We start from the raw sequence: 20,028 nt of genomic DNA on the forward strand, positions 1-20,028 counted from the left end.
CATGTTTGAAAAAATCCTCATTGCCAATCGTGGTGAAATCGCCTTGCGCATTCAGCGGGCCTGCCGCGAGCTTGGTGTAAAGACCGTCGTCGTTCACTCCGAGGTCGACCGCAATGCCAAGTACGTGAAACTGGCTGACGAGTCGGTGTGTATTGGTCCTGCTGCGGCCAAAGACAGTTACTTGAACATGCCGGCGATTATCGCGGCCGCTGAAGTCACCGATGCTGAAGCCATTCACCCTGGCTATGGCTTCATGTCTGAAAACGCCGACTTTGCCGAACGCGTCGAAAAGAGTGGTTTTGTCTTTATCGGTCCGCGCCCGGAAACCATTCGCACCATGGGCGACAAGGTGTCGGCCAAGAAGGCCATGATTGAAGCCGGTGTTCCGGTCGTGCCGGGTTCCGAAGGTGCTTTGCCCGATGATCCCCAGGAAATCCTGCGTATGGCGCGTGATGTCGGTTATCCGGTCATCATCAAGGCGGCCGGGGTGGGGGCGGTCGTGGCATGCGTGTGGTCTATACCGAAGCCGCGCTGTTGAATGCGGTGGCCATGACCCGTACCGAAGCGGGCGCAGCGTTCAACAATCCTGAAGTCTATATGGAAAAATTCCTGGAAAATCCGCGGCACGTGGAAATCCAGGTGCTTGCCGATGGCGGTCGCAATGCGGTCTGGCTGGGCGAGCGCGATTGTTCCATGCAGCGTCGCCACCAGAAAGTCATCGAAGAAGCGCCGGCGCCGCACATTCCGCGCAAGCTCATCGAACGCATTGGCGAGCGCTGTGCCGACGCCTGCCGCAAAATGGGTTACCGCGGCGCGGGTACGTTCGAGTTCCTGTATGAAGACGGTGAGTTCTTTTTCATCGAGATGAATACCCGTATCCAGGTTGAGCATACCGTTACCGAAATGATTACCGGTATCGATCTGGTGGCTCAGCAAATCCGCATTGCAGCGGGCGAAAAATTCACGTTGCGTCAACGCGATATCCAGTTTCGTGGCCATGCCATTGAATGCCGGATCAATGCTGAAGACCCCTTCAAGTTCACGCCCAGCCCAGGCAAGATTACAGCCTGGCATGCGCCGGGCGGTATGGGGGTGCGTCTTGATTCCCACGTTTTCAGTGGCTACAGCATTCCGCCGAATTATGACTCCATGATCGGCAAGTTGATCACGTACGGTGACACGCGCGAGCAGGCCATCGCCCGCATGCATATCGCCCTGTCCGAAATGGTGGTCGAGGGGATTCAAACCAATATCCCGCTGCATCGTGAACTGATGCAAGATGCCCGTTTTGTCGAAGGCGGTACCAGTATTCACTATCTCGAGCACAAGCTCTCGCAGCGGCCTTGATCCGGCCCTTGTCTTATTTCCGGAAAACTCATGCGTGAACTGGTGTTGAATTGTCCCGAGGCCATTGCCGAGGCGTTATCGGATGCCTTGCTTGAGGTCGGCATGCTGTCCGTGTCTGTTGAGGATGCCGATCGCGATACTGATGTCGAGCAGCCGTTGTTCGGTGAACCAGGCCTCGAGCCTGAAGTGCATGCCTGGCAGCACAATCGGGTGGTGGCGTTATTGCCCGATGGCGTTGATCCGCAGCAGGTTCTCGAAAAGGTCAAGGCCCGGCTGGGAATTTCGGCCGGTCTGGATGACTGGTCCACTCGCGAGGTGCCGGATGCCGACTGGGTGCGGTTGACCCAGTCGCAGTTTGGGCCCATCGAGGTCGGTGAGCGTGTCTGGATTGTACCCAGCTGGCATCGTGATGATCCCGTCGTTCCCGACCGCGACGACATTATCACGCTGGAGCTTGACCCCGGGTTGGCCTTTGGTACGGGCAGTCATCCAACCACCCATTTATGTCTTGAATGGCTGGCCTCCGGGATGCAGGGGCAGCCCTCGCTGCTTGACTACGGTTGCGGTTCCGGAATTCTGGCAATTGCTGCGCGCAAACTGGGATGTGGCGCCGCGTGGGCGGTCGATATCGACCCTCAGGCGGTCAGCGCCACGCGTTATAACGCCCAGGTCAACGGGGTTGATCTGCAGGCGGGCTTGCCGGACGCCTTGCCCGAGGGGCGTTTTGAGGTTGTGGTGGCCAACATCCTTTCCAATCCCCTGAAAGTACTGGCACCGATGCTGGCCAATCGTGTGGCGCCGGGTGGTCATCTGGTGTTGTCGGGTGTTCTTGAGCGACAGGCCGACGAGGTGGCCCAGGCCTACGCGCCCTGGCTGGCGATGTCTGTCTGGAAAGCGCGTGATGGCTGGGTGTGTTTGCATGGGCAGCGTAGTGCCTGATGTTGGTAAGGTGGTTCACTCATGGAGTTGATGACGCGTTGCCCCGAGTGTGGCACGGTATTTTCTGCAAGTGTCGAGCAGATGAAGCGCCGCAAGGGCTACATCCGCTGCGTGCAGTGCGCCACTATTTTTGATGGTTTTGATGCTGTTGTTGATGACAATGACAGCGGCTTGATGTCATCGCCGACCGTTGTCAGGGCTGACGCGGCACCTTCCGCTGCGGCCTCTCTGCACGAGCCCTCTGTGCGTATTCCGGAATTACCAGAGCCGTACGCCGGGCAGGGTCCTCATTTCGTGCCGCCAGAAGCGGATCCGCAATCTTCGCCCTCCGGTACGGCAACGCAACCGGCTGACGCCCCGGCGGTTTTTGTAGAACCCCGTCGCTATCGGGCAGGCCCCCGTGCCGGTGTCAGCGCGCTCTCGTCTCGCCAACGCGCAACGGAGGGTGGTCCGGGTAGTGTGCGCTGGCTGGCTGTCCTGCTGATTCTGGTGGTTGTGGCCAGTTTGCTGATGTATGCGTTTCGGGCACAGATTGCCACAGAGGCGCCCCAACTGCGGCCTTTGCTGGAAAAGGCCTGTGATTCGCTGGATTGCACGGTGGAGTACCCGCAGCGTATCGATCGCATTTCAATCATGAGTTCTTCGTTGCAGGTTGTGCAGGGCGGTGCTGCTCTTATGGAGCTTAACGTCGTGATGCGAAATACCTGGGACAAACCGCAGCAGTGGCCCGCGCTGGTGCTTGAGCTTTCTGATTTGTCTGGTGCGGTTGTGGCCCGACGGGTATTTCAGCCCGCTGATTATCTTGACGCTTCGCAGTTGCAAGGACCTTTCGGTGCCGCGCAGGAAATACGCGTGTTGCAACGTGTGTCTACCGAGGGCTTGCAGGTGAATGGTTTTCAGATCAAAAAATTTTTTCCTCCAAAGGATTGAGATGGCAAAAAAAATAGTGGTGTGCGGTTCGGTTGCGTTCGACACGATTGCAGTCTTTGAAGGCCACTTCAAAGAGCATATTCTGGCCGAAAGCATTCAGTCGCTGAGTGTTTCGTTTTTTGTGCCATCGATGCGTAAAGAGTATGGCGGCTGTGCGGGTAATATCGCATACAACCTGCGCTTGCTCGGCGGTAATCCGGTGCCCGTGGGTACGGTAGGGGTAGACGCAACAGATTATCTGCAGTACCTGGGTGCGCTGGGCATTGATGTCAGCAAGGTACGTGTCATTCCCGATATGTTTACTCCTCAGTGTTTCATTACCACTGATCTCGACAACAATCAGATCGCCTCGTTTCACCCGGGTGCCATGGTGCGCTCTGCCGAGAACGATTTTTCCGATGTTGAGGCGGTGTGGGGCATTGTGTCGCCCGATTCCAAAGAGGGCATGTTCGCGCATGCCCAGCGCATGAAAGACGGCGGGATCCCGTTTGTCTTTGATCTGGGCCAGGCCATGCCGCTTTTTTCGGGTGATGATCTGAAACAAATGATTGGTATGGCCACTGTACTGACGGCCAACGATTACGAGGCCAGCATCATTGAGCAGCGCACCGGTTCCAGCATGGAAGAGCTGTCGCGTGGTTTGCAGGCCATTGTGGTCACCCGTGGTGCCGAAGGCGCGACGTTATTCGAGAACGGGAACCCGACCCACATTGATCCGGTCAAAGTCGATGACGTCGTTGATCCGACCGGCTGCGGCGATGCACATCGTGCCGGGTTGTTGTTCGGATTGTCCGAAGGCTGGGCCTTGCGTGACGCGTGCAGTTTGGCGAACGTCATGGGGGCTATTAAAATCGGTTCGCGTGGTCCGCAAAACCACCAACCGTCCCGTCATGACATTTCAGTCATGCTCAAGCAGCATTACGGGCTTGATTTGCCCGCCTCCCATTAATTCGTGCCGCTCGTTTCCCGGGCGGCAAACAGGAGCTTTTCATGGATTCAACACGTGTTGCCGCCAATGCTGAACCACGCCGTGGACGTTGGGCGGCGTTGGTTGTGGTTGCAGGCAGTCTGGCGGTTATCGCAGGCTGTGCCAATCCGTCTGCATCCAGTTCTGTTTATACCTATGGTCAGGCCCAGCAAGAACAGATTGTTCGTCTGGGCACTGTGGTGGCCGTGCGTCCGGTAACCATCCAGAATGATCGTTCTTCCGGTGCGGGCATGATCGCGGGCGGGGCGTTGGGTGGCGTGGCTGGCAACGCAGTCGGCGGCGGGTCCGGGCGTGCGATTGCGACGGTAGGTGGCGCGATTCTGGGCGGGTTGCTGGGTAACACGATTGAAAATCAGGTCGGTAAAACCCAAGGGCTTGAAATTACGGTTCAACTCGATAACGGTGAAACCCGTGTCATTGCCCAGGCCGCCGATGTGGCGATTTCTCCGGGTCAGCGCGTTCGTATCGTCAGCGGGCAGGGCCCGGCGCGTGTTGTGCCGATGTAAACGGTTGCCCAAGAACGACGGGCTGGCCCTGTTTCAAGCTGTCGTCATTCGCAATAAAAAAACCGCCCGTTGCCGGCGGTTTTTTTATTGCGCGTTGGTTTCAGATGACTGGTCGGGCGCACCGGGCTGGGTCGCGTTCAGTGTACTGTCTATTGTGTAACTGCCGCTTGCCATCAGATAAAAGCCTTGTAAATTAGGGTTTATAATGAGCGCCGCTTTTGAAGCGGCATGGCGGATTTCATTCAGATAAGCCTCTGAATTTTTTGCTAATCATGTTATCTTATATGACGGTAAAAGTCAGTCTGGCTGACTATTTTCCGGATGCGTCGATGCCGGTGTTTTTCCGGTGTCGTACGTGCCGATTTTTTATCGGCAGATAAAAGGCGTTTTGTCGCACCAAGGTTGGTCGTTCTCGAATGGCTGGCTCCGACATGCGTTTCACAACTTGATTTCACGGAGACACTATGAAACTCATTCATCGAACCCTTGCTGGCGTTCTTTTGGCGGCCGGCTTCACCGCGCAGGCCAGTGCTGAAAAAGTCGTGCTGAAAGTCGCACACTTTTTACCTGCGGTTGCCATTGCTCAAACCAAAATGATGGAACCCTGGTGCGAGAAAATCAATAAAGAATCCAATGGTCAGATCGAATGCCAGATCTATCCCGCCATGCAGCTGGGTGGTTCGCCGGCACAGCTCCTGACCCACGCCCGCGACGGTATCGCTGACGTTGTCTGGACGTTGCCGGGTTATACCCTGGTCGTTTCCCGGTCTCCGAGATTTTCGAGGCCCCGTTCTTCGCAACCGATCATGCCAGCACGGCACGCGCGTTGTGGGACTTCACAGAAAAAATGCACAGGAAGAGTTTGCCGGCCTCAAGACGATTGCCGTCTGGACAAACGGTCCCAATCATTTCCATTTGCGTAATAAAGACGTTGCCACGGCTGAAGATCTGAAAGGGCTCAAGGTTCGTGCGGCCTCGCGCCTGAGCAACAAGTTCCTTACCGACATTGGTACATCTGCCATGGGCATGCCGTTGCCGCAAGCCGTTGAAGGCATGTCCAAAGGCGTCGTTGATGGCATGATTGTGCCGTGGGAAGTTGTTCCTTCGGTCAAGCTCAATGAGTTGGCCACCAATCACATCGAGGTCCTCGATGAGCAAGGCCGTGGTATGGCGACATCGACCATGATCTTCGCCATGAACAAGAAAAAGTACGACAGCCTGTCGCCCGAGCTCAAGAAAGTCATCGATGACAACAGTGGTCGTGAGCATTCGGCATGGGTAGCCGGTGTCTTCGCCGAGGGTGATGCGGCCGGTCTCAAGGCAACAGAAGGTCGCAGCAACAAGATTTCCCAGTTGCCGCAATCCGAAGTGGCCAAGCTCAAGGTGGCCTCAGATAACATCGCCAAAGAGTGGATCGCTGACGTTTCCAAGAAAGGCAAAGATGGCCAGGCACTCTATGACGAGGCCGTTGCTTTGGTCAAGAAATACACAGACGCAAAATGACCTCCTCCATCTCGCAAGTTCGTCACTACGTTGAACGTTTTTGTGCCGGTCTGGCGGGGCTGGGCTTCCTCCTTTTGTGGTGGAAGCCCTGTTGTCCGTAACCAGTATTTTCGGGCGAACGTTTTTGCAAAAGGGCTTGCCCGGCGACTACGAGCTGGTGCAAATGCTGACTGCCATTGCCGTTGCGCTGTGCCTGCCCTATTGCGAGCTCAAGCGCGGTAATGTGTTTGTAGACTTTTTCACCTTGTGGGCTCCGCGCTCGCTAACACGTGTTCTTGACGCGATTGCCTGCCTGTTGCTGGCAGCAGTAGCGTTTGTGCTGGCCTGGCGTACCACGGTCGGTATGGGCGAAATGCGCGAGTATGCCGAGAGCACCATGGTGCTCTCGATCCCCATCTGGTGGACATACCTCGCTTTGCCATTCTCTTTCACGTTGCTCGGTATTGCAGCGCTCTTCAATTTTCATCTCGAATGTACAAAGCGTGATTCATGACTAGCGTACAAATCGGCCTTCTGATGTTGGCCTTCATGATGCTCCTGCTGGCTCTGCGGGTGCACATCGGTATTTCCATGTTTCTGGCCGGCGCCGTCGGCTATTTTTTCATTACAGGTGCAGATCCGCTTCTGGCGGTCATGAAGCACTCGACCTACGCCCGTTTCTCCATGTACGACTTGTCCGTCGTGCCGCTGTTCTTGCTCATGGGGCAGTTTGCTACTCATGGCGGGTTGTCGCGCGCCTTGTTCAAGGCGGCCAATTCCTTTGTGGGTCACTGGCGTGGTGGTATGGCCATGGCGGGTGTGGCTTCTTGCGCATCGTTCGGTGCCATTTGCGGTTCGTCGTTGGCCACTGCCGCGACCATGACCCAGGTCGTGTTGCCCGAGTTGCGTCGTCATCAGTACTCTCCCGCGCTGGCGGCAGGGTCGATTGCCGCAGGTGGTACGCTGGGTATCCTGATTCCACCTTCGGTGCCTTTGGTTATTTACGCCATCATCGCCGAGCAGAACATTGCCAAAATGTTCATGGCGGCATTGTTGCCCGGTGTTCTGGCTGCCCTGGGCTACATCATTACCGTTGGCATCATTGTTCGCCGTAACCCTGACTCTGCTGGCCCCGGTTCGCCACGCCATACCTGGGTTGAACGTTTCAATACCCTGGTTGCAACCTGGCCGGTCATGCTGATTTTTGCGGCTGTTATCGGTGGTATTTATGGCGGTATTTTTACGCCCACTGAAGCGGCTGCTGTTGGTGTTCTTCTGACGGGTCTTGTCGCCTGGCAAAATGGCGGTCTGAACAATGGCGGGCTGCGTGAGTGTATTGTAGGCACGGCCAAGGGTACGGGCATGATGTTCGTGATTCTGGTGGGTGCCGACATGCTGAACAGCCTGTTGGCAGTCAGCCAGATTTCGACCTTTACCACCGACTGGGTACAGTCGCTGGGCCTGGGGCCGTTCGGTGTGTTGGTGGCTATCCTGATTATTTACATTGTTCTGGGTTGCGTCATGGACAGCTTGTCCATGATCTTGATCACGGTGCCGATTTTCCTGCCCGTCATCATGGGTTTTGACTATTTCGGTTTGGCCCCTGACGAAAAGGCAATCTGGTTCGGTGTGATTGCGTTGGTGGTGATGGAAATGGGCTTGATAACGCCGCCGGTGGGTATGAATGTCTACATCATCAATGGTATTGCACGCGATGTGCCGCTGGCCACGATCTTCCGCGGGGTGATTCCGTTCCTGGTGTCCGATGTGGTGCGCCTGGCGCTGTTGGTTGGCATACCATTGCTCAGTCTCGGGCTGATCCGTATGTTCCCGACCTGATCGTGATCGCCTCAGGGGGCGGTAGTTGCCCTTCCTGTCAAAACAAAAGGCCCCTTGTGGGCCTTTTGTTTTGCAGGCGCACGCCAACGTGCGCCTGCCGAGGCTGATGCCTGTTTTGCGCCGGCTTTGTTTAACCCGCCGACATGTGCAACGGCATCTGGTAAGCAAACTGGTACGAAAACCCTTCCAGCAGCATGATGAGCACCTGGGCGATGATAAGGAGTACCAGCGGCGCGAAATCAAGGCCGCCAGGCGTGGGCAAGATGCGACGGATCGGGTCGAGCAGTGGCGCGGTCAGGGTTTGAAGTACGGGCATGATGGGGGCCATCGGGTTGACCCACGACAAAATGACCTGAATCAGTGTCAGCCACAACACCAGATTGACGGCCCATTTCAACACCGTCGGGATGCTGGCCAGCGCGGCCCCTGCAAACCCGCCGGCGACTGGCAGGCCGGGTGTCAGAATGAACAACAGCAATAGCCACAAGACCAGCGCGGTCAGCCAGGCGGCAACCAGGCAGGGCCAGTCGAGGAACTTGCTGCCGGGAATTACCTTGCGGATGGGTTGCACCAGCCAGTTGGTGACCCGGAAGACCGCCTGTGCGTAGGGGTTGAATGGGTGAAGACGAATGGCATACATCCACGCGCGAACAATAAGCGCGATGCCAAACAGTGAAAATACGATATTGATGAGGAAGTGCAGGATATTGCCAAACATGGTCATGAACGGCCTGTAAGTTAACGACGAAACATTGTCGCATGACTGCGTTGTGCTGGCAGCAGCAATGAAACTGCCCGGCAAGGGCCGGGCAGCAAGGGCATCGGGACGAATATGCTGGAGCGTATGGCCGGCAACGGCAGGATCAGGCCAACGGTACCCGCGTTACGGACGGTCGCCGGTAGGGAAAGGCCATGAACCTGCGGGGTTTAATGTTTTTTGGCTTCAGTGGCCTGGGCCGCTTTGCTGGCTTTGGCTTCACTTTTTTCGGCCTTTGTTTTTTTTTCCTTTTTTCTTTTTTGTCGGCCTTTTTATCGGCAGTTTTTTTGTCTGCCTTCTTTTCGGCCTTGTCTGCTTTAGGTGTTTCGGCAACCGGGGCTGCTTTCACGGCCGCCGACTTGACGGGTGCTGCTTTGGTGGCGGCTGTTTTTTCGCGGCAGCGGTCGTAGTGGCTTTGGTTGCTGCCTTGCTGGCCGCTTTGGCGGGAGTCGTTGAGGCAGGTTTTGTTGCCGCTACCTGGGTTGTCGTTGCCTTTTTTGCGGGAGCGGCTTTTTTACGGCAGCAGCTTGCTTGGCAGGTGCAGCCGTTTTGGTCGTGACTTTCTTGGCAGGGGCAGCTGCTTTGGTTGTGGTGGCCTTGGTAGCAGGCGCTGCTTTTTTGGCTACTGTTTTTTTGGCGGGTGCTTCCTTAGTGGCCGGGGTTGCCTGGGCTGTCGTGGCTGTTTTTTTACTGCGGCTTTTTTGGCCGGTACTGCTTTTGTTGCGGCCGCTTTTTCGGTGGCAGCGGCCTTTTTTGGTGTGGCCATACGGATGCTCCTTGAGAATGAATCGTACATAACGTCCATCCATTTGATATGGCCCCAGCCCCATTGGCGCGAGCCATTGCAAATGGCACAAGCGTGCGAAGTGCGCAACACCTGGCACGCTAAGAGTCTAACTGAAGCTGTAACAGTTTCCTAGCACTATTCCCAGCTTAATGCGCCGCCGGTTTGATATTCGATGACGCGTGTCTCAAAAAAGTTGCGCTCTTTTTTGAGGTCGATCATTTCGGCCATCCAGGGAAGGGGTTCTCTTCTTGAGGGAACAGCGGCTCGATGCCGATTTGCTGACAGCGCCGGTTGGCGATGAAGCGCAAATAGGATTTGAACATGCCGGCGTTGAGGCCCAGAACACCGCGTGGCATGGTGTCTTCAGCGTACGCGTATTCAAGGTCAACCGCCTTGCGGAAGAGATCGCGGATTTCCTCGCGGAACCCGGGCGTCCAGAGGTGGGGGTTTTCGAGTTTGATGGTGTTGATCAGGTCGATACCGAAGTTGCAGTGCATGGACTCATCGCGCAGGATGTACATGTATTGTTCGGCCGCACCGGTCATTTTGTTCTGGCGACCCAGCGCCAGAATCTGTGTGAACCCGACGTAGAAGAACAGGCCTTCCATCAGGCAGGCAAACACGATCAGCGACTTGAGCAGGGTCTGGTCGGCTTCCGGTGTGCCTGTTTTGAAATTGGGGTCGGCGATGGCGTCGATGAACGGGATCAGGAATTCGTCTTTGGCGCGGATCGATGGTACTTCGTGATACGCGTTGAAGATTTCCGATTCGTCGAGGTCGAGGCTTTCAACAATGTACTGGTACGCGTGGGTATGAATGGCTTCTTCGAAAGCCTGGCGCAACAGGAACTGGCGGCACTCGGGGCCGTGATGTGGCGGTACGTGCCCAGCACAATATTGTTGGCCGCCAGCGAGTCTGCAGTCACAAAGAACCCCAGGTTGCGTTTGACGATACGACGCTCGTCTTCAGTAAGGCCCGTGGGGTTTTTCCAGAGGGCAATATCGCGCGACATGTTGATTTCTTGCGGCATCCAGTGGTTGGCACACGTGGCCAGGTATTTTTCCCAGGCCCATTTGTACTTGAACGGCACCAACTGGTTGACGTCGGTCTGGCCATTGATGATGCGCTTGTCGGCCGCGCTGACGCGGCCTTCCGGGTTGGCCGAGCCCGCTGCAGGGGCTGCGGACATGTTCAGGGCGGTGTTTGTGGCGGCAGGTGCCGTCGGGCGCGTCGCAGCCCCGGCCGGGGCGGGAGCGGTTGCAGGAAGATCGTCGTCCCAGGAGAGCATGATAAATAAACCTTATTGATGTGTTCTGTTCAGTGTTACTGGCAGGCTTCGCATTCTTCGAAGCCTTCATCGCCGGGGCGCATGGTGCAGACCGCACCCATGACTTCGGCTTCGGGAAGCTCGGGGGCTGTACCAAAGCTGCTGCCTGCATTATTGGCACCGCTGCTGTGCACCGCATTCAGCTCGCCGCCGCGACCGGTTGATTTTTCGGCGTTGGTGGCCCCGCTGGAGCGCAGGTAGTACGTGGTTTTCAGGCCGCGAATCCAGGCCAGTTTATAGGTGGAGTCGAGTTTCTTGCCGGAGACGCCCGCCATGAAAATGTTCAGTGATTGCGCCTGGTCGATCCATTTCTGGCGACGTGCCGCACATTCAACCACCCAGCTGGTGTCAACTTCAAAGGCGGTGGCATACAGTTCGCGCAGGTCTTCAGGAATGCGGTCGATGCGGGCCAGGCTGCCATCAAAGTATTTCAGGTCGGCCACCATGACTTCGTCCCACAGGCCGCGCTCTTTCAGGTCGCGGACCAGGTAGTCGTTGACGACGGTGAATTCGCCGGACAGGTTCGACTTGACATACAGGTTGCGGTAGGTCGGTTCAATGCACGGTGAAACGCCGATGATGTTTGAAATGGTGGCCGTCGGGGCAACTGCAACGCAGTTCGAGTTGCGCATGCCGTACTGTTTGATGTGCGCGCGCAGGGCGTCCCAGTCGAGGGTACTGCTTTCGTCGATTTCAACATAGCCGCCGCGTTCATCGCGCAGCATTTTCAGGGTGTCTTGCGGCAAGATGCCGCGATCCCAGAGCGAGCCACGGAAGCTGGCGTAAGGGCCGCGTTCGGCAGCCAGCTTGCTGGAGGCCAGGTAGGCGTAGTAGCACACGGCTTCCATTGAGCGGTCGGAGAATTCAACCGCATCGTTCGAGGCGAACGGCACACGCATGATGTGCAAGGCGTCCTGGAAGCCCATGATGCCCATGCCCACGGGGCGGTGGCGCACGTTTGAATTACGTGCCTTGGGTACAGCGTAGTAGTTGATGTCAATGACGTTGTCGAGCATGCGCATGGCGACCTGGATGGTACGCTGCAGTTTCTCGTGGTCAAGCTCGCAAGAGCCATTGGCGTTTTGCTTGATGTGGGCCGCCAGGTTGACTGACCCCAGGTTGCACACGGCGATTTCAGACTCGTTGGTGTTCAGTGTGATTTCGGTGCACAGGTTGGAGCTGTGGACCACACCCACGTGCTGTTGCGGTGAGCGAATGTTGCACGGATCTTTGAAGGTGAGCCAGGGTGGCCGGTTTCAAACAGCATGGACAGCATTTTGCGCCACAAGTTGTTGGCCGGAATGGTTTTGTGCAGGGGAAGTTCACCGCGCGCTGCTTTGGCTTCGTAACCGGTGTAGGCTTCTTCGAAGGCCTTGCCGTATTTGTCGTGCAGGTCGGGTACGTCGGACGGCGAGAACAGCGTCCAGTCACCGTTTTCCATGACGCGTTTCATGAACAGGTCGGGGATCCAGTTGGCCGTGTTCATGTCGTGGGTACGGCGGCGCTCGTCGCCGGTGTTTTTGCGCAGCTCGAGGAACTCTTCGATGTCGAGGTGCCAGGTTTCCAGGTAGGCACAAACGGCCCCTTTGCGCTTGCCGCCCTGGTTGACCGCAACGGCCGTGTCATTGACGACTTTCAGGAACGGAACCACACCCTGGCTTTCGCCGTTGGTACCTTTAATGTGGCTGCGCAGGGCGCGAACCGGTGTCCAGTCGTTACCCAGACCGCCGGCATACTTGGCCAGCAAGGCGTTTTCTTTGATGGCGTCGTAGATGCCGACCAGATCATCAGAAACGGTGGTGAGGTAGCACGACGACAGCTGTGAGTGCAGCGTGCCCGAGTTGAACAGGGTGGGGGTCGAGCTCATGAAGTCGAACGACGACAGAATGTCGTAGAACTCGATGGCGCGGGCTTCGCGGTCGATTTCGTTCAGGGCCAGGCCCATGGCGACGCGCATGAAGAAGATTTGGGGCAGTTCGATGCGGCGACCGCGTACGTGCAGGAAGTAGCGGTCATACAGGGTTTGCAGGCCCAGGTAGCTGAACTGGTTGTCGCGGCCGGCGTTCAGGGCTGCAGCCAGCTTGGGCAGGTCGAACTGGCCCAGCTTGCTGTCGAGCAGACCGTTTTCAATACCGGTTTTGATGAAACGGGGCAGGTATTCGGCATAGCGGGTTTCCATGTCGGCCTGCGAAACCTCTTCGCCCAGTACCTCTTCGCGGATCGTGTGCAGCAGCAGGCGTGCGGTAACCTGGCTGTAGGCCGGGTCGTTTTCGACCATTGCACGTGCTGACAAGATAGCCGATTTGTAGACCTCGTCGACGGGGATGCCGTCGTACAGGTTCTTGATGGTTTCTTTAAGGATGGCCGCAGTGTCGATCTGGATGGGCAAGCCTGCGCCGGCTGCTTCGATGGTGGCCTTGAGCTGTTCAAGGTCGAGTGGACGCAACGTGCCATTGTCGTTGACGTTCAGCGCGGGTTGCGCCGGTTTGGTGTTGGCCGGTTCGGCGCGAGCGCGTTCCTGGGCACGTTTTTCACGGTACAGCACATAGGCACGGGCGACATCGTGTTCGCCGGAGCGCATCAGGGCCAGTTCAACCTGGTCCTGGATGTCTTCGATGTGGAAGGTGCCGCCGCCCGGACGGTTGCGTACCAGGGCGTTGACCACTTGCGAGGTGAGCTGTTCGACCAGTTCGCGAACACGCGCCGAAGCTGCGCCCTGTCCGCCATTGACGGCCAGGAAGGCCTTGGTCATGGCGATGGCGATTTTGCCGGGTTCAAAGGCGACAACCGACCCGTTACGACGGATGGTGCTGAAGTTGTGCCGGGGTTGGCCCGATTTGCCTGCGGTGCCGGTTGACTTGGCCGGCGCTGAGGGCTGGGGTTCGGTGCGTGATTCGGTTTGGGCGGTCTGCATGAGAGCTCCTGTTGGTGGCGCACGACATGGCGCGCCGCAGCGTGTGTTTTGTGGTGGAAGGTGGTGCAACCGGCTTTGAAACAGCGGTTTATATGGCCTGATTGCTGTTGTTTGTAACCACTATATATTGTGGTTTTATAAATTCAGAACACTAATTGTAGTGTTTCGCGAAAGGTGAATCAAGCCGTCTTTGTCTGAAATTCTCATTTGTCCATGTCTTGCTTTTAACCGCATTGGCTAAGCCGTTGATAGTCTGTGAAAAGCTGTCTTGGTGAACAAATGTTGCACCCCATTGGCAAGTTCGCGAGGCCTTGGTATCTTGCCGCATCAATTTGATTCAATAATGCAGGTGTCCATGCTCAGTGTTCAGATGAAGTGGTGGGGTGTCGTGGTGTCAGTGGCCGGGCTTTCGGCCTGTGCACCGGTTCCAGAGAAAAAGCGGCATTGCCCGACCCGGTACCGCAGTGTCAGGCGGCCCGCTCCGAAAGTGGTTTGATTGGCAACTGGCTGGGCAGTCGCAAGTCACCCGGCCTGGCGGGTGAGCTCAAGGTGTGGTTGCAGTTGCATCCGAACGGGAAAATGGCTTACTCAGAGCAATTGCAGCGTCGTGGCAAGCCCCCCAGTTGCTCTCGGAAGACGGCTGCTGGCGCGTCGAGGGCGATGTCCTGGTATTGCAAACGCTGAACTCGAACGGAAGCCCGGTCGAGGCCGACGACCCGATTTACACAAACCATTATCAGGTCGTGTCGCAAACCGGACGCCAGTTGCGCTTGCGCGGCCCCGAAGGGGCGTTCACCGTCGGGCGTATGCCAGACAACTACCGCTTGCCGTTTTAGCTTGTCTGTCGTCCAGCCTGCAGGGCCCGCACGTGTCGTTGTTGCCTTGCTTGCCTAACCCTTGAGTGCCGCTTCCAGGCGGGCCAGAACGGTGTCCCGCCCCATGATTTTCAGTACGGCATCGATAGCTGGAGTTTGCTTTTGTCCGGCAACGGCAACCCGCAGAGGGACACCGAGCTTTGGCATTTTGATGCCGTGCTTTTCAAGGGTGGCTTTGATCAGGTCGGCCAGCGCTTCGGTTGTCCAGGCCGGCAGTGTGGCGGCCTGGCTGGCGAAATCGGCCAGGACAGCCAGCGCTTCCGGGGTCAGGTGTTCAGAACGCAAGGCGCTGTCAATGCCGGTAAAGTCGCGGCAGAACAGCATGGCGCCTTCGGCCAGCTGGTTCAGGGTTTCGGCACGGTCTTTCAGCAACCCCATGACCGCATCCAGGTCAACGGTTTCGGGTTTGCCGCCCAAGGCGCGAATGCGTGGCGCTACCCGCTGGGCCAGTTCGGCATCGGCCATGGCCCGGATATAGTGAGCGTTGACCCAGTTCAGTTTTTTCGGGTCCCATTGCGAGGCCGACTTGCTGAGACTGCGGGTGTCGAACCATTCCACCAGCTGCTCACGTGAAAAGAGTTCGTCGTTGCCGTGGCTCCAGCCCAGGCGAGCCAGGTAGTTGATCATGGCCTCGGGCAGGTAGCCTTCGTCATCGTATTGCATGACACTAACGGCACCGTGGCGCTTGGACAGTTTTTCGCCGTCAGGGCCAAGAATCATGGGCAAGTGGCCGTATTGGGGCAGCTCGCCACCCAGGGCGCGCAGAATATTGATCTGGCGAGGGGTATTGTTGATGTGGTCATCGCCGCGCAACACATGGGTGATTTTCATGTCCCAGTCGTCAACGACCACACAGAAGTTGTAGGTCGGGGTGCCGTCAGGGCGGGCGATGATCAGGTCGTCGAGTTCGGTGTTGTCAAAACTGATCGACCCTTTGACGATATCGTTCCAGTGGGTAACGCCATCGAGCGGGGTCTTGAAACGCACGACCGGTGTGCGGCCTTCAGGCACCGGCGGCAGGGTTTTGCCCGGTTCCGGGCGCCAGGTGCCGTCGTAACGAGGTTTTTTACCGGCCGCACGGGCTTTTTCACGCATGGCTTCAACTTCTTCAGGGCTGCTGTAGCAGTAGTAAGCCGAGCCTTCGCCCAGCATTTTTGCAATCACTTCGCGGTAGCGATCGATGCGCTGCATCTGGTAGAACGGGCCTTCGTCGGGTTGCATACCCAGCCAGTTCATGCCGTCAAGAATGGCCTGTACCGCCTCGGGTGTTGACCGTTCGAGGTCAGTGTCTTCGATACGCAAGACGAAAACACCTTTATGATGACGGGCAAAAGCCCACGAAAACAGGGCGGTACGTGCGCCGCCAAGGTGCAGGTAGCCAGTGGGGAAGGGGCAAAGCGGGTGCGGACAACCGCTGGGGTAGACGAGGTCATAAGATAGGTAATATGTTCGTGACTGTTCGGGTGTGGTCTGTGGTTGATCGCGCCCGAACGTTAGAGTGCAATTTTGGTATTTTAAGGTACAGATCAAACGTCATGCTTCGTCATCGTTTAGCCGCTTTGTTTGACCCGGTCTCGATGCTGGTCATCGGGCCCAAAGGTCTGGCCGCTGCGCAGAACCTGCCGCTGCGTCTGCAAGACCGGGCCACCGTGGTTGTTACCCAGCCGGGTGAGTCCATCAGGCTACCCGCCACGCTGGCAGGGGTGCCCAAGGGGGCGCCTTGATCTGGCGGTTGTGTCCCTGACCGGGCGCATGCTTAACCAGGCGCTGTGGGCCTTGCAAAAGCACCGGCCCCGGGCCCTGATTGTCCTGGCACCGGACCACCCTTCGGTCGACCCGGCCCACGACATGCAGTTGTGCCGGCTGTATGCCCGCGAACACGATTGCATGCTGCTGGGCCCGCGTTCGCTAGGGGTACAGCGTACCCATATCGGCCTTAATGCCAGCCTTTCAACGCATCTGGCCTTGCCCGGCAAGGTTGCCTGGGTATCGCAATCCGAGGCTATTTTCAGTGCCGTACTTGATTGGGCCCGTGATGCAACGCTCGGGTTTTCAACCGTGGTGTCGATGGGGGACGAGTCCGTCGTGACCATTGCCCAGGTGCTCGATTATCTGGCCACTGACTCGCGTACTGACAGTATTGCCGTGTATCTTGAAAATGTCAGTTCATCGCGGGCATTGACCAGCGCGTTGCGTGCGGCAGCGTCGGTGAAGCCCGTGGTGGTGTTGCGGGCAGGTCAGGGGCGCGCAATCCCAACTCCCTTAGTGACGCCGTTTTCAATGCGCTGTTGCGCCGGGCCGGTGCCGTTCGCGTTCCGTATTTCGTGCAGCTGTTTTCAGCCATCAGGGTGTTACGCAGCCCGGTACGACCCAAGGGGCGGCGGATTGCCTTGTTTTCCAATGGCAGCGGGCCGCCCCAGCTGGCGCTCGATACTATGGGCGAAGCGTCGGCGGTGGCACCGGCCGAGTTGACGCAGGCCAGTGCGAATGAGCTGGCACGAAGCCTTGAGCCGCGTGCACAGGTCAGGAATCCCGTTGTTACGCGTGCAGGCCTGGCCCCGAAACCCTGCGTCTGGTGTTGCGCGTACTGATGGATGATCCGAATGTCGACGGTCTGCTGGTGCTGTTGGCCCCGGACTCGCGTGCGGATATGGCCGAAGTCGTGCGCCAGATCATTACCATGGCGACCAAGGCACCCAAGCCTGTGATGGCTTGTCTGATGGGTGAGGCCAGCATGCGTCCGCTGCGGCGCATGTTTGATGAGGCCGGTATTCCGTGTTTTCGCACGCCCGAATCGGCCACCAGCGCGTTTGGCGTGCTGGCGGCGTACCACTATAACCAGATGCTGTCGTTGCAAACCTTGCCACCCGAGCCGCTCAGCCGGTTACCTCGTGTTGACGAGGCGCGGGCGCTGGTTCGCCGTGCCTTGTCCGAGGGGCGCCAGAAACTGACACGTTCAGAGTGTGCCGAATTGTTCGCCTGTTTTGACATTCCGCTCGAAGTGCTGGCTGAAGGGGCTGACTATCCGGGTTTGCAGCATGTGGACGATGTGCCCATGGCCATCCGTGTGGGTGTTGATCACAATTACGGGCCCTATATCAATTTCGGCTCGGGTATGCGCGGAGCGATTTCGGCGCGTGACCGCGCAATTGAGCTGCCCCTCTGAATGGCTATCTGGCGCGTCAGCTGGTAGAGCGAAGTGTGTTGTGGCGACGGGTGCTCAAGCAGCAGCTGAGCCCGGCGGCCTACGAAACCCTGCAAGAGGTGCTTGAGCGTATTTCAGACCTGGTGTGTGAACTGCCCGAGCTGGAGCACCTGCTGGTTGACCCCATCTGGGCCGGCGATGTCCGTCTGTTTGCCCAGTCTGTCCTGGTCGAGCTGAAATCGTCCGATTTGGTCGGCCTTCCCGAGCAGTCGGCGTACGGCCATATGGCGATTCATCCCTATCCGCGCCAGCTGGTCAAGCCGCTGGAACTGCGTGATGGTCAAACCGGTATGATGCGGCCGATTCGCCCTGAAGACGCCGAACCGCTGCAAGTGTTTGTCCGTGACCTTTCCGATGAGTCGCGCTATATGCGCTTTGTGTCCATGCTGCGTGAACTGACGCCCAGCATGCTGGCACGTTACACCCGCATCGACTACGACCGCGAACTGGCGCTGGTGGCGACAGTGCAAGTACCCAACCCGGCGCATCGCGGGCATCCCCAGGAAGAAATTGTCGGTTTTGCGCACTACTTGCGTAATGCGGACGGGCAGGGGGCTGAATACGCGCTTGTCATTTCCGACAAGTGGCAGCGGCACGGTTTGGGCAAGAAACTGTTGCTTGGCCTTGTCGAGGCGGCTCGTGCCCAGCGGTTGGGCTATATCGAAGGGTTCGTACTGGCGAACAACCGTGCCATGCTGGGGCTGATGACCAGTCTCGGGTTTCAGAATGACCCGGATGAGGAAGATCCGTCGGTAAGGCGGGTCTGGCTTGCTCTGGACGAGTCCCTTGACGCGGTCTGAATCGGGTGGTTAGCCGAACAAAAAGCCGGTGGCGCGGGTTACCCCAAGCGACCGGCTTTTTGTTGAACAGGTCAGACCTATCGGGAGGGTCAGGCGAAAACCTGTTTCAGGAAGTTCGCGATGTCACGAATCTCTTCCAGGCATACCGAATGAGGCATGGGGTAGGTTTTCCACTGCAATGGCTGGCCAAGCGCGTGAAGTTGCTGAGCGGAAGCCTGGGCGCGTTCGATGGCGACAACAGGGTCTTGTGTACCGTGGGCCATGAAAATGGCGGTTTGCGCATTTGCATCGTGGCGCTCGTCGGACAGTTTGTCGGCCAAGGGCAAGTACCCGGACAGACAAACCAGCCCGGCCAGCGTTTCAGGGTGGCGCAAACCCGTGTGCAGTGTCATGGCGCAGCCTTGCGAAAACCCGGCAAGAACAATGTTTTTGGTGGGGATGCCGCGTTCGTTTTCGCGCTTGATCAGGGCTTCGATGTGGTGCTGTGATTGGCGAATGCCGGCTTCGTCTTCGCGGCGCGCGCCGATATCCATGTGCAAAATGTCGTACCACGACCGCATGTGCATGCCATTGTTGATGGTCACGGGTTGTACCGGAGCGTGGGGGAAGACAAACCGGATGGCCGGCGATGTACCCAACCCCAGCTCGGGTACGATTGGGGCAAAGTCGTTGCCGTCAGCCCCCAGGCCATGCATCCAGATGACAGCATGGGTCGGATTGGGGGCGGTTTCAGTTTCAAGGGTTTCCAGCAGGGTGTTCATGGGGTGGCGTCATCCAACGTTTTAAGAGCCTGGAACAGGGCGCGGTAATGTTTGCGTTGCGGGCTTTGGCCGGGCAACAGGTTGGCGTTGGCGTCTTTTTCCTTGCGCCCGGCACGGATCAGTGCCCGCAGGTGCTGAACATCGGCGCCGGGGTATTCGTTCAGCAGTTGGGTCAGGGCGTTGTCATCGGTCAGCAGCAGATCGCGCAGGGTTTCCAGGCGGTGCATGGCCGCCGTCTGTTCGCGTGAGCCGTTTTCCCAGATGTCCAGCTGGCGCCGGATGGCGTCGGCATCGGCATCGCGCATCAGTTTCCCGACGTAGTGCACCTGGCGGCGACGTCCTTCGCGGGCATTGCTGATCTTTTGTGCCAATCGAATGGCTTCAAACAGCTTTTCGCTTAATGGCAATTGCTTGAGTTTTTCGGGCGACAGGTCAACCAGTTGCTTGCCCAGGTCAAGCAGTGCCAGCATTTCGCGTTTGACTTGCGATTTGCTGGGGGGCGGTCATCGTCGAATTCATCGTCGTGTTCGGAATCGTATTCGGGGTCGTTTTGCATAGTGGCCGATAAAAT

13 protein-coding genes and 6 pseudogenes are annotated in these 20,028 nt (G+C 57.7%); 12 read left to right on the plus strand and 7 right to left on the minus strand.

The window, feature by feature from the left end; all coding sequences use genetic code 11:
- The first annotated feature begins 1 nt into the window (after position 1).
- The 9 genes and pseudogenes from accC to N7E01_RS11385 all read left to right on the plus strand — a co-directional run bounded on the left by accC (position 2) and on the right by N7E01_RS11385 (position 8,031).
- A pseudogene (gene accC, locus N7E01_RS11345) lies at positions 2 to 1,347 on the plus strand (acetyl-CoA carboxylase biotin carboxylase subunit).
- A gap of 30 nt (positions 1,348 to 1,377) precedes the next feature.
- Complete coding sequence (gene prmA, locus N7E01_RS11350) at positions 1,378 to 2,286, plus strand: 50S ribosomal protein L11 methyltransferase (protein WP_289172953.1); 909 nt, start codon at positions 1,378 to 1,380, stop codon at positions 2,284 to 2,286.
- 21 nt (positions 2,287 to 2,307) lie between these two features.
- Positions 2,308 to 3,216, plus strand: a complete 909-nt coding sequence (locus N7E01_RS11355) for a zinc-ribbon and DUF3426 domain-containing protein (protein ID WP_289172954.1) — start codon at positions 2,308 to 2,310, stop codon at positions 3,214 to 3,216.
- Between the two features lies 1 nt (position 3,217).
- Positions 3,218 to 4,165, plus strand: coding sequence for a carbohydrate kinase family protein (locus tag N7E01_RS11360; RefSeq protein ID WP_289172955.1), 948 nt, complete (start codon positions 3,218 to 3,220; stop codon positions 4,163 to 4,165).
- Between the two features lie 41 nt (positions 4,166 to 4,206).
- Positions 4,207 to 4,710: an outer membrane lipoprotein gene (locus N7E01_RS11365; protein ID WP_289172956.1), complete on the plus strand. Its 504-nt coding sequence runs from the start codon at positions 4,207 to 4,209 to the stop codon at positions 4,708 to 4,710.
- A 464-nt stretch (positions 4,711 to 5,174) separates the two neighbouring features.
- The gene (locus tag N7E01_RS11370) at positions 5,175 to 5,633 is read left to right on the plus strand and encodes a type 2 periplasmic-binding domain-containing protein (RefSeq protein WP_289172957.1); all 459 of its coding nucleotides are present in this window, start codon (positions 5,175 to 5,177) and stop codon (positions 5,631 to 5,633) included.
- Entirely contained in the window at positions 5,626 to 6,213 is a 588-nt protein-coding gene (locus N7E01_RS11375) for a type 2 periplasmic-binding domain-containing protein (protein WP_289172958.1), read from the plus strand. The genes N7E01_RS11370 and N7E01_RS11375 overlap by 8 nt, the downstream gene beginning before the upstream one ends.
- A 91-nt stretch (positions 6,214 to 6,304) precedes the next feature.
- Positions 6,305 to 6,706 carry a TRAP transporter small permease gene (locus tag N7E01_RS11380; protein ID WP_289172959.1) on the plus strand — a complete coding sequence of 134 codons (402 nt, stop codon included), beginning with the start codon at positions 6,305 to 6,307 and terminating at the stop codon, positions 6,704 to 6,706.
- Positions 6,703 to 8,031, plus strand: a complete 1,329-nt coding sequence (locus tag N7E01_RS11385) for a TRAP transporter large permease (protein ID WP_289172960.1) — start codon at positions 6,703 to 6,705, stop codon at positions 8,029 to 8,031. Before N7E01_RS11380 ends, N7E01_RS11385 begins: the two co-directional genes overlap by 4 nt.
- Before the next feature lie 130 nt (positions 8,032 to 8,161).
- On the opposite strand, the gene N7E01_RS11390 is transcribed toward N7E01_RS11385, so the two are convergent.
- Positions 8,162 to 8,749, minus strand: coding sequence for a YggT family protein (locus N7E01_RS11390; protein WP_289175802.1), 588 nt, complete (start codon positions 8,747 to 8,749; stop codon positions 8,162 to 8,164).
- Positions 8,750 to 8,943: 194 nt separating this feature from the next.
- On the opposite strand from N7E01_RS11390, the gene N7E01_RS11395 reads away from it, so the two are divergent.
- Complete coding sequence (locus N7E01_RS11395) at positions 8,944 to 9,198, plus strand: hypothetical protein (RefSeq protein WP_289172961.1); 255 nt, start codon at positions 8,944 to 8,946, stop codon at positions 9,196 to 9,198.
- Between the two features lie 63 nt (positions 9,199 to 9,261).
- Here N7E01_RS11395 and N7E01_RS11400 read toward each other — a convergent pair whose 3' ends face one another.
- From N7E01_RS11400 to N7E01_RS11410, 3 genes and pseudogenes are all read right to left on the minus strand, one after another.
- On the minus strand, positions 9,262 to 9,618 hold the full coding sequence (locus N7E01_RS11400) for a hypothetical protein (RefSeq protein ID WP_289172962.1): 357 nt from the start codon (positions 9,616 to 9,618) through the stop codon (positions 9,262 to 9,264).
- Positions 9,619 to 9,710: 92 nt separating this feature from the next.
- Positions 9,711 to 10,863: pseudogene (locus N7E01_RS11405) on the minus strand (ribonucleotide-diphosphate reductase subunit beta).
- Positions 10,864 to 10,898: 35 nt separating this feature from the next.
- Positions 10,899 to 13,816, minus strand: a pseudogene (locus N7E01_RS11410) (ribonucleoside-diphosphate reductase subunit alpha).
- A 551-nt stretch (positions 13,817 to 14,367) separates the two neighbouring features.
- On the opposite strand from N7E01_RS11410, the gene N7E01_RS11415 reads away from it, so the two are divergent.
- A complete protein-coding gene (locus N7E01_RS11415; RefSeq protein ID WP_289172963.1) occupies positions 14,368 to 14,652 on the plus strand; it encodes a hypothetical protein in 285 nt (94 codons plus the stop codon).
- Positions 14,653 to 14,706: 54 nt separating this feature from the next.
- Here N7E01_RS11415 and gltX read toward each other — a convergent pair.
- Positions 14,707 to 16,124, minus strand: a pseudogene (gene gltX / locus N7E01_RS11420) (glutamate--tRNA ligase).
- Positions 16,125 to 16,226: 102 nt separating this feature from the next.
- Between gltX and N7E01_RS19465 the strand changes: the two are divergent.
- A pseudogene (locus N7E01_RS19465) lies at positions 16,227 to 18,696 on the plus strand (bifunctional acetate--CoA ligase family protein/GNAT family N-acetyltransferase).
- A gap of 89 nt (positions 18,697 to 18,785) precedes the next feature.
- Here the strand turns inward: N7E01_RS19465 and N7E01_RS11430 are convergent.
- Positions 18,786 to 19,457, minus strand: coding sequence for an alpha/beta hydrolase (locus N7E01_RS11430; RefSeq protein ID WP_289172964.1), 672 nt, complete (start codon positions 19,455 to 19,457; stop codon positions 18,786 to 18,788).
- Positions 19,454 to 19,954: pseudogene (yjgA, locus tag N7E01_RS11435) on the minus strand (ribosome biogenesis factor YjgA); the annotation flags it as partial. The pseudogene yjgA and the gene N7E01_RS11430, both read right to left, overlap by 4 nt.
- Positions 19,955 to 20,028 lie beyond the last annotated feature (74 nt).

The sequence above is a fragment of the Neopusillimonas aromaticivorans genome, assembly GCF_030344915.1.
Lineage (GTDB): Bacteria > Pseudomonadota > Gammaproteobacteria > Burkholderiales > Burkholderiaceae_B > Neopusillimonas > Neopusillimonas aromaticivorans.

Coding starts and splice junctions, on each gene's coding strand:
- prmA (WP_289172953.1), top strand. CDS start 1,378: ATGCGTGAACTGGTGTTGAATTGTCCCGAGGCCATTGCCGAGGCGTTA.
- N7E01_RS11355 (WP_289172954.1), top strand. CDS start 2,308: ATGGAGTTGATGACGCGTTGCCCCGAGTGTGGCACGGTATTTTCTGCA.
- N7E01_RS11360 (WP_289172955.1), top strand. CDS start 3,218: ATGGCAAAAAAAATAGTGGTGTGCGGTTCGGTTGCGTTCGACACGATT.
- N7E01_RS11365 (WP_289172956.1), top strand. CDS start 4,207: ATGGATTCAACACGTGTTGCCGCCAATGCTGAACCACGCCGTGGACGT.
- N7E01_RS11370 (WP_289172957.1), top strand. CDS start 5,175: ATGAAACTCATTCATCGAACCCTTGCTGGCGTTCTTTTGGCGGCCGGC.
- N7E01_RS11385 (WP_289172960.1), top strand. CDS start 6,703: ATGACTAGCGTACAAATCGGCCTTCTGATGTTGGCCTTCATGATGCTC.
- N7E01_RS11390 (WP_289175802.1), bottom strand. CDS start 8,749: ATGTTTGGCAATATCCTGCACTTCCTCATCAATATCGTATTTTCACTG.
- N7E01_RS11395 (WP_289172961.1), top strand. CDS start 8,944: ATGAACCTGCGGGGTTTAATGTTTTTTGGCTTCAGTGGCCTGGGCCGC.
- N7E01_RS11400 (WP_289172962.1), bottom strand. CDS start 9,618: ATGGGGCTGGGGCCATATCAAATGGATGGACGTTATGTACGATTCATT.
- N7E01_RS11430 (WP_289172964.1), bottom strand. CDS start 19,457: ATGAACACCCTGCTGGAAACCCTTGAAACTGAAACCGCCCCCAATCCG.